A 12,804-nucleotide genomic window follows, 5' to 3' on the forward strand; every position below is an offset into this window, starting at 1 on the left:
GGCCGGGCCGCCGGGGTGAACCCGTCCGACGCGGTCGGGAACTCCGCCTCCGGCACGAACACGCAGGAGGCCGGGGTCGACGAGGCGGACCTGGCGAAGACCGACGGCCGCCTGCTCGTGACCGTGCGTGACCGCAGCCTGGTCGTCATGGACGTCGCCGGGAAGGTCCCCCAGCGGCTCGGGTCGGTCCGTCTGACCGGCCAGCGGGCGCTGGAACTGCTGCTGGCCGGCGACCGGGCCGTCGTGATCGGCACCGCGGACTCCCGGGAGCGCTACCTCGACGACGAGGCCGGGGCGCGCAGCCGCGGGGCGGCGGCGCTGACGACGCTGTCGGTCGTCGACCTCTCCGACCCCGCCCGCCCGCGCGTCGTGAGCACCGAGGAGATCACCGCCCGCTACCTGTCGGCGCGGATGACCGGCGACACGGTCCGGGTGGTCCTTTCCAGCACCCCGGACGTCCTGCGCGGCCTCGGCGGCGTGGCCGACGGGTGGCGCGGGCGCGACGACAGCGGCCTGGAGGCCGCCCGCGAGCGCCTGGCCCGCGTCCCTGGCGAGGACTGGCTCCCGATGCGCCGCCACGTCGACCGCGAGGCCCGGTCGGTCTCGGAGTCCCCGCTGCTGGACTGCTCGGACGTCCGGTACCCGGTCACCGACTCCGGGCTGGACCTGCTGACCGTCCTGTCCCTCGACACCGGACTCGACGACGCGATCGAGCAGGCGGCCGCGACCGCGCTCGTCGGCAGCGGCGACCTCGTCTACGCGACGGCCGAGAAGCTGTTCGTCGCCACCACCGACGGCGGCTGGAACGACGGGTGGGACGAGTTCCGCGGCCGCCGCGGCGGCGTGACCACACGCGTGCACTCGTTCGACATCACCGGCGCCGGCGCGGAGTACCTCGCCAGCGGCCGGGTCGACGGCTACCTCTACGGCCGGTGGGCGATGTCCGAGTCCGACGGCCTGCTGCGGATGGTCACGACCAGCACCGCTCCCTGGCGGCGTGGGGGCAGCACGGAGACCGGGGTCGTCGTCCTCGACACCGACGGCAAGCGCATGCGCGAGATCGGGCGCGTCGACGGGATGGGGCTGACCGAGACCGTCCGCGCGGTGCGGTGGTTCGACGACGTCGCGGCGATCGTGACGTTCCGTCAGACGGACCCGCTGTACCTGGTCGACCTCTCGCGACCGGAGAGCCCGCGGGTGCGCGGCGAGCTGAAGATCCCGGGCTACTCCGCCTACCTGCACCCGATCGGGGACCACCGGCTCCTCGGCGTCGGGCAGGACGGCGACAACTGGGGCGCGAACGGAGGTCTGCAGGTGTCGAACTTCGACATCCTCGACCTGGCGGACCCGCGGCGCACCGACGCGCTCGGGTTCGGCCCGGGCACCTCGTCACCGGTCGAGCAGGACCCGCGCGGATTCGTGTACCTGCCGAGCGAGTCGCTCGCGGTGCTGCCGGTCTTCTCCTACCGGGAGGGCCGCAACGGGCTCGCGGCGATCGGCGTGACCGACAACGGCCGCCTGCGCAAGGTGGCGACCTGGTACGACTCCGACCGTCGGCGGGTGATCAAGGTGATGCCCATCGGCGGCGGCCGGATCGTCGCTCTCGACCACGAGGGGGTTCGGATCTTCGACGCGGAGTCACTCCGCCTGCACGGCTCGGCGTACTACCGCTGAGCCCCGGTCGCGAGGGGGCCGTCTGCACCGGCGGTCCTCGCGCAAAGACCGGCGAAAACAGCTGACGAGCACGCACACACATTGAGACGGTGGGGACATGAGCGGTCGAACCGGCACGCGTACGACGAAGACACGCAGATCTCCGGCCCGGGCGGTCCGCGCCACGGCCGGCACGGGGGCGGCGCTCGCCCTCGTCCTGGGCTACGGCACGGTCACCGGCGGGGTGGGGCACGCCGCGGCCGACGAGCTGCCGCGATTCAGCGACTGCAACGAGTTCACGAAGTACATGCGCTCGACCGCGGAGTCCGAGGTCACCGCGTACGGCCTCGGCGGCGGGCCGATGATGTACAAGACCGCGCCGATGACCGCCGAGGGTGACGCGTCGCGCGCCGGGGCGGCTCCGAGCGCCGCCGTCGGCAACGGCCCGACCGGGACCAACACCCAGGAGCGCGGGGTCGACGAGCCCGACATCGCGAAGATCCAGGGAAAGCGCGTCCTCAGCCTGGTGAACGGCAAGCTCACCGTCGTCGACGCCGCGGGGCGCAAGCCCAAACTGCTCTCGACCCACACGTTCGCGGAGAACGAGTACCCGAACGAGCTGTTCGTCCTCGACAGGAACCGCGTGATGGTGCTCGGCACCGGCTGGAAGCAGCACGACGCGGTGGACTCCCCGGCCGGCAAGCGCGCCCCCGGCTTCGCGCCCGGCCCGTACCGGCCGGCCGAGTCCTACGTCGTGCTGACCGTGCTGGACCTGTCTCAGCCGACCCGGCCGAAGTTGGTCCGCACCGAGAGGATCACCGGCTCCTACGTCACCGGCCGGCTCACCGACGGCGTCGCGCGGATCGTGCTGACCAGCCAGCCGCGGATCGCGTTCAGCACCCCGCGCGAGGGTGAGCCCGAGACGCTGGCGCTGGCCCGCAACCGCAAGGCCGTCCGCGACGCGAAGGCCGAGGACTTCCTGCCCGAGCGCACGGTCCTCGACCAGGCCGGCAAGGTCGTCCGCTCCGGCCCGCTGATGGACTGCGGGGCCGTCCGGCACCCGTCGGTCCGCTCCGGGCTGGGCATCATCTCGGTCCTCACCCTCGACACCGCCGACGGCGGAGCCCGGCTCGAGCGGGGCAAGGCCGCAGGCGTCGTCAGCAACGGCGACCTCGTCTACAGCTCGACCGACCGCCTCTACGTCGCCACGACCGACGGCGGCTGGAACTCCCCGCGCCCGGTCGACTCGCGCCGTCCGCGCGAGCAGGAGATGCGGACCCGGATCCACGCGTTCGACGTGACCGGCCGCAACGACAGCCCGTACGTCGCGACGGGTTCAGTACCGGGCTTCCTCCTCGGCCGCTGGGCGCTCTCGGAGTTCCAGGGCAAGCTCCGCGTCGCCACCACGACCGGGCAGCCGTGGGCACCGCCGGAGGAGACCCCGAACTCGCAGTCGAGCGTCGTGGTCCTCGCCGAGCGCGGCGACGAGCTGCGGAAGATCGGCTCGGTCTCCGGCCTCGGCAAGGGCGAGACGATCCGCGCCGTCCGCTGGTTCGACGACATCGCCGCGATCGTGACGTTCCGTCAGACCGATCCGCTGTACCTCGTCGACCTCGCCGACCCGGCCCACCCGGCCGTGCGCGGCGAGCTGAAGATCCCGGGCTACTCCGCCTACCTCCACCCGGTCGGTGGGGACCGCCTGCTCGGCGTCGGGCAGGACGCCGACTCGACCGGCCGCGTCACCGGCCTGCAGGTCTCGTCGTTCGACCTGCGCAACCTGGCGAAGCCGACCCGCACCGCCGCGCTCGGCTACGGCCGCGGCTGGACCGACGTCGAGCACGACTCCCGGGCGTTCACCTACCTGCCCGGCCGTCGCCTCGCGGTGCTGCCGGCGTACGTGACGCAGAAGGTCCCGTGCCCGCCGGACGCCCAGTGCTTCGCCGCCGACGGGCGCCCGGGCTTCGTCGGGGAGATCCAGGTCCCCGCCGCTCTCGGCATTCGGGTCGGCGCCGACGGCACGCTCCGCAAGGCCGGGAAGTTCGTCGCGGACTCCGCCATCCTGCGCGTCCTCCCGGTCGGCGACCGCCTCGTCGCGATCACCGGGAACGCCGTCGTCCTCCTCGACCCGGACACCTTCTCCCCGACCGGGTCGGTCCGCACGGCCCCGGACGAGGCCAAGCCCACGCGCTGACGCACTTCACCAGCTGCACCCCTGCTTCACCGCCCGGCCCGGCCGGTGAAGCAGGGGTACGGCCAGTGAAGGCGGGGTGGGGACGGCAGGATGCTCGGCGTGGCGACGCGATCCTGGGTGCCGGTGCCGGAGGGCTCGGACTTCCCGCTCCAGAACCTGCCGTTCGGGGTGTTCTCGCGGCCCGGTGCGGAGCCCCGCTGCGGGGTGGCGATCGGGGACTTCGTCCTCGACCTCGCGCCGGTGTTCGGTGACCCGGCCTTCGGCGAGCCGTCGCTCAACCGGTTCCTGGCGGCGGGACGGGATCGCTGGGACGAGGTCCGGCGGGCGCTGACGTCGTTCCTGTCCGACCCGTCGCACGCGATCGACGTCGAGCCGCACCTGATCCCGCGGTCCGCGGTGACCCTGCATCTGCCGTTGGAGGTCGCGGACTACGTCGACTTCTACGCCTCGGAGCACCACGCGACGAACGTCGGGCGCATGTTCCGGCCGGGCGGCGAGCCGCTGACGCCGAACTGGAAGCACCTGCCGATCGGCTACCACGGCCGGGCGGGGACGGTGGTGGTGTCGGACACCGACATCGTCCGCCCCTGCGGGCAGCGGCGGTCGGCGGAGGGCCCGCCGACGTTCGGACCGACCCAGCGCCTCGACATCGAGGCCGAGGTCGGGTTCGTCGTCGGGGTCGGCACGGCGATGGGGACGCGGGTGCCGGTCGAGGACTTCCCCGAGCACGTCTTCGGCGTCGTGCTGCTCAACGACTGGTCCGCCCGGGACGTGCAGCAGTGGGAGGCCCAGCCGCTCGGGCCGTTCCTCGGCAAGTCCTTCGCGACGTCGATCTCGCCGTGGGTGGTGCCGCTCGCGGCACTGGAGCACGCGCTCGTCGACGCACCGGCTCCCGACCCGGAGCCGCTGCCCTACCTGCGGACCCCCGGACCCAGCGGTCTCGACATCGCGCTGGAGATCGAGATCGACGGCACGGTGGTCTCCCGGCCGTCGTTCGCCGACATGTACTGGACCGCCCCGCAGCAGTTGGCGCACCTGACCGTGAACGGGGCGTCGCTGCGGACCGGAGACCTCTTCGCCTCCGGCACCGTGTCCGGACCGGAGCGGGAGCAGCGCGGCTGCCTGCTCGAGCTGAGCTGGAACGGCACCGAGCCGATCCGTCTCGCTGACGGGTCCTCACGCACGTTCCTCGCCGACGGGGACACCGTGACGATCCGCGGCACCGCGCCCGGGGCGGACGGTGTCCGCATCGGGTTCGGTGAGCTCAGAGGAACCGTGCTGCCAGCGTCTCCAGCCGGGCGCGGTACTCCGGCCAGGTGAGGTCGCCGGGCAGGTTACTGTTCCCCGCCCGCAGCCCGGCCTGACCGTCGATCAGCTCGCGCACGATGTCGATGTGCCCCGCGTGCCGGTTCGCCTCGGCGATCATGTGGACGAGGATCACCTGCAGCGTGACGGGATTGCGGTCGCCCCACCACGGCACGTGCCCCGGCGCATCCAGCGGCAGCTCGGTGATCGTCGCGTCCGAGATCTCGCGCACGCGGCGCCAGAAGGCGATGATTTCCTCCTTCGACTCGGACTCGGTGGCAAACATGTCCGCGTTGGGTTCGGCGTCGTCGTCGTACCACGGCAGTGTGATGTCGGTGGCCCGGCCGAACGTCCAGCCGAAGTAGCCGAGCTCGACGCAGGCCAGGTGCTTCGCCACGCCCAGAACGTTGGTGCCGGTCGGGGTCAGGGGGCGCCGGGCGTCGTACTCGGAGAGGTCCTCGAGCTTCCACAGCACGGCGTCCCGCACGCCCGTGAAGTACCTGTGCAGGACAGTCTTGGGCTCGTTCAGGGGATTCTCGGCCATGTCCTCACCCTGCCACCGGCCACCGACAGACACACCTCGAAATGGCTTGACCCTCACGTCGCGGGAGGCTTCAGGATCGAGCCGTGGACGGATACACGGTCGGCGAGGTGGCCAAGCTCGCGCACATCTCGGTGCGCGCGCTGCACCACTACGACGAGCTGGGGCTGCTGACTCCGGCGGGGCGCTCCCCCGCCGGCTACCGGCTCTACTCGAACAAGGACCTGCACCGGCTGCAGCAGATCCTCTTCTACCGCGAGCTGGAGTTCTCCCTCGAGGAGATCGCCGCGATGCTCGCCGACCCGGACGTCGGCGTCGACGACCACCTGCGCCGCCAGCACCGACTGGTGCGCGAACGGCAGGCCCGCAACGCCGCGCTGCTGGCGGCGATCGAGAAGGAGATGGAGGCCCGGAGCATGGGCATGTCCCTGACACCCGAGGAGCAGTTCGAGATCTTCGGCACGGACAAGATCGCCGAGTACCAGGAGGAGGCGAAACAGAAGTGGGGAGACACCGACGCCTGGCGTGAGTCACAGCGCCGATCGGCTCGGTACACGAAGGAGGACTGGATCGAGATCAAGGAGCAGGCCGGAGCGAACATCGAGGGCTTCCTTGCGGCGATCCGAGCGGGCGAACCGGCCGACGGCCCCGTCGCGATGCAGCTGGCCGAGGAGCACCGGCAGCACCTGATCCGCTGGTTCTACGACTGCGGCCCGGACATGCACCGTGGGCTCGGCGATCTCTACATCTCCGACCCGCGGTACATGGCGGAGTACGACAAGCTCGCCCCGGGGTTCTCCCACTACGTCCGGGACGCGTTCCACGCGAACGCCGACCGGCTCTGAACGGGGGTTCGGGCATCAGCAGAATTGGCCGGTGCCCGAACTGCCTGAGGTCGAGTCCGCCCGCCGCGTCATCGAGTCCTACGCCCTCGGGCGACGGATCGTCGACGTCGACGACAGCGACACCTACGAGTGCCGTCCGCACTCCCCCGGCCAGATCCGCGACGCCCTCGTCGGGCGGAAGCTCACCGAGGCCTGCCGGCGCGGGAAGAGCATGTGGTGCCTGACCGGCGGAGTCGGGCGCAGCCGCACCCCCGGCCCGGAGCTCGGGATCCATCTCGGCATGTCCGGCAAGATCGTCGTCGCCGACCCGAACGGCGCCGAGACCGACGGCGGCGACTACTGGGCCCGTGGCCGGGCTGCCGGCGACCACCGCTTCACCCGCTTCGCGCTGCGGTTCGACGACGGCGGGTACCTGCTTCTCGTCGACCCACGCCGGCTCGGCCGCGTTCGTCTCGACCCGCCCCACGAGGACCTCGGGCCGGACGCGCAGGGCATCGGCGCCGCGGAGTTCCGCGCGATGCTCGGCCGCAGCGCCGCCCCGGTGAAGGCGCGTCTGCTCGACCAGCACGCGATCGCCGGCATCGGCAACCTGCTCGCCGACCAGGCGCTCTGGCTCGCGAGGGTCAGCCCGAGACACCCGGCCAAGGAACTGTCCCGCGCCGAGGCGGACCGGCTCCACAAGGGCGTGCGCAAGGCGATCACCGATGCGATCGCCGGCGGCGGCGTCCACACCCTGTCGGTCATCCCGTACCGGAAGGCCGGGGCCGAGTGCCCCCGGGACGGGGCACCCATGACCCGCGGCACCGTCGGCGGCCGGACCACCTGGTGGTGCGCGGAGGAGCAGAAACTCTGACGCCTCCTGACGATGCGTCAGTGAAGCTGGCGGGTGATTCCCTGCTCGAGGAGCCCGAAGCCCTCGACCCCGTCGGCCCGGCGCAGCGAGTGCCACTCGTCGTACGCGCTCAGCGTCGGGCCGGCCTGCTCGTCCAGACCCATCGGGCACCAGAACGTGCCGTGGCGCTCGACGAGCGAGACCTCGAGCGGGTCGCCCTCCTTGCGGTCGATGCGCGTGGACCGGAACAGACCAGCGGCGTCACGGACGATCGTCATACCCGTCACCGGGACGGTGCCGTTCGCGTCGCAGACGTGCCCGATCGTCGCGGTGTGGCCGTCCTGCCCGAGCAGGCGGATCGCCGAGACCGAGACGTCCGGGAACACCCACATGCAGCCGTAGTACTCCTGCACGCTGGCCGACTCCTCCCGGAAACCCCAGGTGCGGTCGCGGTAGCCGAAGCCGTCGACCTCCACCGTGCGCCCGTGGACGGTGAGCGTCCCGGTGACCCGCGCGCTGCGCTGGTAGTGGTGCAACGGGTGCTCGGCGTCGAGGCTGAACGCCTTCGGCGCGGACTCGCCGAGAAAGACCGCGAGCGCGTGGTGCGGGGCGAACGTCAGGCTCCCCGACAGGCCGGGGCCGTCGACGGTGAAGCCCGTCTGCGGGTCGAAAGTGATCGACTCGCTGTTCCAGGTCGCGAAACCGAGGGACTCGACGACCTCGACGGTCGTGTTCTCCACCCGCACGCTGACGCGCGCCCGCCGCCCGCCGGCCGCGTTGGGCGAGGCCGACACGTGCATCACGCCGGTGACCCGGCCCGCGGGGTCCCAGAAGCACAGGAACGCGTTGTCCCGCCACGGCCGCGGGTCGTCCGGGACCTCGGCGTGCAGCGGCTGGGCCAGCGGCCCCCAGTCGGTGTCGCTCGCCGTCCCGCTCGCCGTCCCGCTCAAGCCGCCCGCCTCCGTCGCCACTGTCCGTCGACCCTGCACTGGAGATGACATCTCCAGTGCAGGTCGGTGGAGATGTCATCTCCAAGGTGTCTGGACAGGTTATATGGACACGGCGTCCGGCACTAGGGCGGAGCGGGGCCGCTACTCCGAGACGCCGAGCTTCTCCAGGATCAGCGCCTTCGCGGCGGCGGCGTCGGCCTGGCCGCGGGTCTCCTTCATGACCGCCCCGACGAGGGCCCCGACGGCCTGGATCTTGCCGCCGCGGATCTTGTCGGCCACCCCGGCGTTCGCGGCGATCGCGGCGTCGACGGCGGCCGAGAGCGCCCCGGTGTCGGAGACGACCTCCAGGCCGCGGGCGGCGACGACCTGCTCCGGCGTCCCCTCCCCGGCGAGCACGCCCTCGATGACCTGGCGAGCGAGCTTGTCGTTGAGCTTGCCGGCGTCGACGAGCGCGCAGACCTCGGCGACCTGCGCCGGGGTGATGGCGAGCGCCGCGACCTCGACGCCCGCCTCGTTCGCGCGCCGGGCCAGCTCGCCCAGCCACCACTTGCGGGCCGCCTCCGGGGACGCGCCCGCGGCGACGGTCGCCTCGACGGAGTCGAGCGCGCCGACGCCGGTGAGGGCCTGCATGTCGAGGTCCGAGAGGTCCCACTCCGCCTGCAGCCGCTTGCGCCGCGCGGTCGGCAGCTCGGGCAGCGCCGCCCGGAGCTCCTCGACCCACTCGGGGGCCGGGGCGATCGGGACGAGGTCGGGCTCCGGGAAGTACCGGTAGTCCTCGGCGGTCTCCTTGCTCCGGCCGGGCGTGGTCGTCCCGGAGTCCTCCTGGAAGTGGCGGGTCTCCTGGATCACGCGGCCACCGGCGTCGAGCACGCCCGCCTGCCGCGAGATCTCGAACCGCACGGCGCGCTCGACCGAGCGCAGCGAGTTGACGTTCTTCGTCTCCGAGCGGGTGCCCCACTCGCTCGCGCCGCGGGGCGCGATGGAGACGTTGGCGTCGCAGCGCAGCGAACCCTCCTCCATGCGCACGTCGGAGATGCCGAGGGTGCGGCAGATGTCGCGCAGCTCGGTGACGTAGGCGCGGGCGACCTCGGGCGCAAGTGACCCGGTGTCAGTCACGGGCTTGGTCACGACCTCGACGAGCGGGATGCCGGCGCGGTTGTAGTCGACGAGCGAGTGCGAGGCCCCGTGGATGCGACCCGTCGCGCCGCCGACGTGCAGCGACTTGCCGGTGTCCTCCTCCAGGTGGACGCGCTCGATGCCGATGCGGAAGGTCCGGCCCTCGACCTCCACGTCGAGGTGGCCCTCGAAGCAGATCGGCTCGTCGTACTGGCTGATCTGAAAGTCCTTGGGCATGTCCGGGTAGAAGTAGTTCTTCCGCGCGAAGCGGCACCAGGACGCGATCGAGCAGTTCAGGGCCAGCCCGAGCCGGATGATCGAGGAGATCGCCTTCTTGTTCGCCACCGGCAGCGAGCCCGGCAGGCCGAGGCAGGTCGGGCAGACCTGGGTGTTGGGCTCGGCGCCGAACGCGGTCGGGCAGCCGCAGAACATCTTCGACGCGGTGCCGAGCTCGACGTGGACCTCGAGGCCGATGACCGGCTCGTAGGTCTCGAGCGCCTTCTCGTAGGGGACGATCGCGGGGGTCGCCAGGGTCTCGGTTCCGCTCACAGCTGGGGAGCCTCCTCGATCAGCAGGTGCCCGGCGCGCTCCACCAGGGCCTTCTCCAGCGCCGCCCCGACCCGGTAGAGGCGATCGTCCGCCATCGCCGGCGCCATGATCTGCAGGCCGACGGGCAGACCGTCCTCCGGCGCGAGGCCGACCGGAACGGACATCGCGCAGTTGCCCGCGAGATTCGACGGGATCGTGCAGAGGTCCTGCAGGTACATCGCGAGCGGGTCGTCGACCTTCTCCCCCAGCGGGAACGCCGTGGTCGGGGTGGTCGGCGAGACGAGGACGTCGACCTGCGAGAAGGCCGCCTCGAAGTCCCGCGCGATGAGTGTGCGGACCTTCTGCGCCGAGCCGTAGTAGGCGTCGTAGTACCCGGCGGACAGCGCGTAGGTACCGAGGATGATGCGGCGCTTCACCTCGGGGCCGAAGCCCGCCGCGCGCGTCCGCGACATGACCTCCTCGACCCCGGCGGTGCCGTCGTCGCCGACCCGCAGGCCGTACCGCATCGCGTCGAACCGGGCGAGGTTCGAGGAGCACTCGCTCGGCGCGATCAGGTAGTAGGCGGGCATCGCGTAGGTGAAGTCCGGGCACGAGACCTCGACGACCTCCGCACCGAGCGAGGTCAGCAGCTCGACGGCCTCCCGGAAGCGCTGCTCGACGCCGGGCTGGTACCCCTCGCCGGAGAGCTCGCGCACGACGCCGACGCGCAGCCCGGCGACGTCGGCCTGCCGGGCCGCGGCGACGACGGCCGGCACGGGCGCGTCGATCGACGTGGAGTCCAGCGGGTCGTGCCCAGCGACGGCCTCGTGCAGCAGCGCCGCGTCGAGGACGGTGCGGGCGAACGGCCCGGCCTGGTCGAGGCTGGAGGAGAACGCGACGAGCCCGTAGCGGCTGACGCCGCCGTACGTCGGCTTGGTGCCGACGATGCCGCAGACCGCGGCCGGCTGCCGGATCGAACCACCGGTGTCGGTGCCGATCGCGAGCGGCGCCTCGAACGCGGCGACCGCCGCCGAGGACCCGCCGGACGAGCCGCCCGGGATGCGCGTCAGGTCCCACGGGTTGCGCGTCGGGCCGTAGGCCGAGTTCTCGGTGGACGAACCCATCGCGAACTCGTCCATGTTCGCCTTGCCGAGGATGACGACGCCCGCCGCGCGCAGCTTGCGCACGACCGTCGAGTCGTACGGCGGCCGCCAGCCCTCGAGGATCTTCGAGCCGCAGGTGGTCGGGACGCCCTCCTGCGTGAGGACGTCCTTGAGCGCGAGCGGGACACCGGCGAGCGGACCGAGGGGCGTGCCTGCCGATCGCGCCGCGTCCACGGAGGCCGCGGCCGCCAGCGCCCCCTCGGTGTCGAGGTGCAGGAAGGCGTGGACGGAGTCGTCGACCTTGGTGATGCGGTCCAGGTGAGCCTGCGTCACTTCGACGGCGGACGCCTCGCCCGCCGCGATGAGCGCGGCCAGCTCCGCCGCGGTCAGCCTCGTCAGGTCGCCCATTACGGCGCCTCCCCCAGGATCCGCGGCACCCGGAACCGGCCGTCCTCGGCGGCCGGGGCGCCCGAGAGCGCCTGCTCCGGCGTCAGACCGGGACGCACCTCGTCCTCGCGGAGGACGTTCGTCAACGGGACGGCGTGGGACATCGGCGGCACGTCGGCGCCCGCGACCTCGGAGACGCGCGCCACCGCGTTGAGGATGGCGTCCAGCTGGCCGGCCATCTGCGCCAGCTCGTCCTCGCTCAGATCGAGCCGGGCGAGCCGGGCGAGGTGCGCGACCTCGTCTCGGGTGATGGACATGCGGCTCCGATCGAACGAGCTCCGGCGGACCCCGGCAATCCTAGGAGCCGACGAAAACACGGCCGAAACCTGCCGTCGACACGGCTGTCGCGCCCGGTGAGGGAGAATGGACGCATGTTCCTGCTCCGCGTCGTCCTGCCCGACCGCCCCGGTTCGCTGGGCGCGCTCGCGACGGCGCTCGGCAAGGCCGACGCCGACATCGTCGGCGTCGACGTCGTGGAGCAGCGTGGGGACGGCCGCGCGGTCGACGACATCCTCGTCCAGCTGCCGCCGGGCAAGATGGCGGACGCCCTGGTCACGGCGTGCAACTCGGTCGAGGGCGCGCAGGTCGAGTTCGTCCGGTTCTACCCCTCGCGCGGCGGGCTCCAGCGCGACCTGCAGGCCGTCGAGGCGATGACGGCGGACCCCACGCACGCCGAGGCCGTCCTCGTGCAGCTGAGCCCGAACGTCTTCCGCGCGGACTGGGCGATCCTGCTGGAGGCCCGCGACGAGGGCGACTCCAGGCCGCGGCTGCTGGACCGCAGCCCCGCCGCGCCGGAGGAGATCGACGACGTCAGCACGCCGTGGCTCCCCCTGACGCGACCGATAAGGCTGCCCGACCCCGCGGAGTGGGCGCCGAGCCTCGCGCAGTCCACGACCGCCGCCGTGATGACCTCCGGCGACCGGGTGCTGATCCTGGGCCGCCGCGGCGGGCCCGAGTTCCTCGACTCCGAGCTCGCGCGACTCGGTCACCTCGTCGCCCTGGCCCGGGCGATCGGCGCCGGCGCCGCCTGAGACCTGCGCCACAGCGGCAAATCTGTCTCGTCGGGCTTTGTCCGACTCCCGGGCCAATTCGTCAGCTGATGCTTCGTCAGGTGTGCCCGGTTCACGTCCGAACCGCGGCAATTCACGGCGCGTGATGGGCCGTCGCGATTGCCGTTACACCGAGTGCACCCCGTCTGAGCCGCCCTTACGTTCCTGACCTACGGGGGTTACCGGAAGGCAAGCAGCGCCTTCCAAGTACCAGGGGGGTAAGTCCGCTCATGCAGGCCACGCG

The 12,804-nt window shown here is 72.2% G+C and carries 11 protein-coding genes; 6 read left to right on the top strand and 5 right to left on the bottom strand.

Features of this window, described 5'->3' with window-relative positions; translation table 11 throughout:
* From ABD401_RS20495 to fahA, 3 genes are all read left to right on the top strand, one after another.
* Window positions 1-1,674: beta-propeller domain-containing protein (locus ABD401_RS20495; RefSeq protein WP_344608208.1), on the top strand; the 1,674-nt coding region annotated here is incomplete at its 5' end.
* A gap of 97 nt (window positions 1,675-1,771) precedes the next feature.
* Window positions 1,772-3,844, top strand: coding sequence for a beta-propeller domain-containing protein (locus ABD401_RS20500; RefSeq protein WP_344608210.1), 2,073 nt, complete (start codon window positions 1,772-1,774; stop codon window positions 3,842-3,844).
* 90 nt (window positions 3,845-3,934) lie between these two features.
* On the top strand, window positions 3,935-5,164 hold the full coding sequence (gene fahA / locus ABD401_RS20505; RefSeq protein WP_344608212.1) for a fumarylacetoacetase: 1,230 nt from the start codon (window positions 3,935-3,937) through the stop codon (window positions 5,162-5,164).
* Here fahA and ABD401_RS20510 read toward each other — a convergent pair.
* On the bottom strand, window positions 5,109-5,693 hold the full coding sequence (locus ABD401_RS20510) for a DinB family protein (RefSeq protein WP_344608214.1): 585 nt from the start codon (window positions 5,691-5,693) through the stop codon (window positions 5,109-5,111). The genes fahA and ABD401_RS20510 overlap by 56 nt on opposite strands.
* Window positions 5,694-5,776: 83 nt before the next feature.
* Between ABD401_RS20510 and ABD401_RS20515 the strand changes: the two genes are divergently transcribed.
* Window positions 5,777-6,535: a MerR family transcriptional regulator gene (locus ABD401_RS20515; protein ID WP_344608216.1), complete on the top strand. Its 759-nt coding sequence runs from the start codon at window positions 5,777-5,779 to the stop codon at window positions 6,533-6,535.
* A 31-nt stretch (window positions 6,536-6,566) separates the two neighbouring features.
* The gene (locus ABD401_RS20520; protein WP_344608218.1) at window positions 6,567-7,388 is read left to right on the top strand and encodes an Fpg/Nei family DNA glycosylase; all 822 of its coding nucleotides are present in this window, start codon (window positions 6,567-6,569) and stop codon (window positions 7,386-7,388) included.
* A gap of 17 nt (window positions 7,389-7,405) precedes the next feature.
* Here the strand turns inward: ABD401_RS20520 and ABD401_RS20525 are convergent, their stop codons facing one another.
* The 4 genes from ABD401_RS20525 to gatC form a co-directional block, all read right to left on the bottom strand.
* Window positions 7,406-8,317: a DUF7065 domain-containing protein gene (locus ABD401_RS20525; RefSeq protein WP_344608220.1), complete on the bottom strand. Its 912-nt coding sequence runs from the start codon at window positions 8,315-8,317 to the stop codon at window positions 7,406-7,408.
* Between the two features lie 141 nt (window positions 8,318-8,458).
* Window positions 8,459-9,949 carry an Asp-tRNA(Asn)/Glu-tRNA(Gln) amidotransferase subunit GatB gene (gene gatB / locus ABD401_RS20530; RefSeq protein ID WP_425566214.1) on the bottom strand — a complete coding sequence of 497 codons (1,491 nt, stop codon included), beginning with the start codon at window positions 9,947-9,949 and terminating at the stop codon, window positions 8,459-8,461.
* 29 nt (window positions 9,950-9,978) lie between these two features.
* On the bottom strand, window positions 9,979-11,472 hold the full coding sequence (gene gatA, locus ABD401_RS20535; RefSeq protein WP_344608222.1) for an Asp-tRNA(Asn)/Glu-tRNA(Gln) amidotransferase subunit GatA: 1,494 nt from the start codon (window positions 11,470-11,472) through the stop codon (window positions 9,979-9,981).
* Window positions 11,472-11,768: an Asp-tRNA(Asn)/Glu-tRNA(Gln) amidotransferase subunit GatC gene (gene gatC / locus ABD401_RS20540; protein WP_344608224.1), complete on the bottom strand. Its 297-nt coding sequence runs from the start codon at window positions 11,766-11,768 to the stop codon at window positions 11,472-11,474. Before gatC ends, gatA begins: the two co-directional genes overlap by 1 nt.
* A 114-nt stretch (window positions 11,769-11,882) precedes the next feature.
* Here gatC and ABD401_RS20545 point away from each other — a divergent pair, with 114 nt between their 5' ends.
* Window positions 11,883-12,542, top strand: coding sequence for an ACT domain-containing protein (locus tag ABD401_RS20545; RefSeq protein ID WP_344608226.1), 660 nt, complete (start codon window positions 11,883-11,885; stop codon window positions 12,540-12,542).
* The last annotated feature ends 262 nt before the right edge of the window (window positions 12,543-12,804 follow it).

This window comes from Sporichthya brevicatena, from assembly GCF_039525035.1.
GTDB classification, from domain to species: domain Bacteria; phylum Actinomycetota; class Actinomycetes; order Sporichthyales; family Sporichthyaceae; genus Sporichthya; species Sporichthya brevicatena.

What these genes read in the sequence shown, in the direction of transcription:
- ABD401_RS20500 (WP_344608210.1), top strand. Translation starts at nt 1,772, where the DNA reads ATGAGCGGTCGAACCGGCACGCGTACGACGAAGACACGCAGATCTCCG.
- fahA (WP_344608212.1), top strand. Translation starts at nt 3,935, where the DNA reads ATGCTCGGCGTGGCGACGCGATCCTGGGTGCCGGTGCCGGAGGGCTCG.
- ABD401_RS20510 (WP_344608214.1), bottom strand. Translation starts at nt 5,693, where the DNA reads ATGGCCGAGAATCCCCTGAACGAGCCCAAGACTGTCCTGCACAGGTAC.
- gatA (WP_344608222.1), bottom strand. Translation starts at nt 11,472, where the DNA reads ATGGGCGACCTGACGAGGCTGACCGCGGCGGAGCTGGCCGCGCTCATC.
- gatC (WP_344608224.1), bottom strand. Translation starts at nt 11,768, where the DNA reads ATGTCCATCACCCGAGACGAGGTCGCGCACCTCGCCCGGCTCGCCCGG.
- ABD401_RS20545 (WP_344608226.1), top strand. Translation starts at nt 11,883, where the DNA reads ATGTTCCTGCTCCGCGTCGTCCTGCCCGACCGCCCCGGTTCGCTGGGC.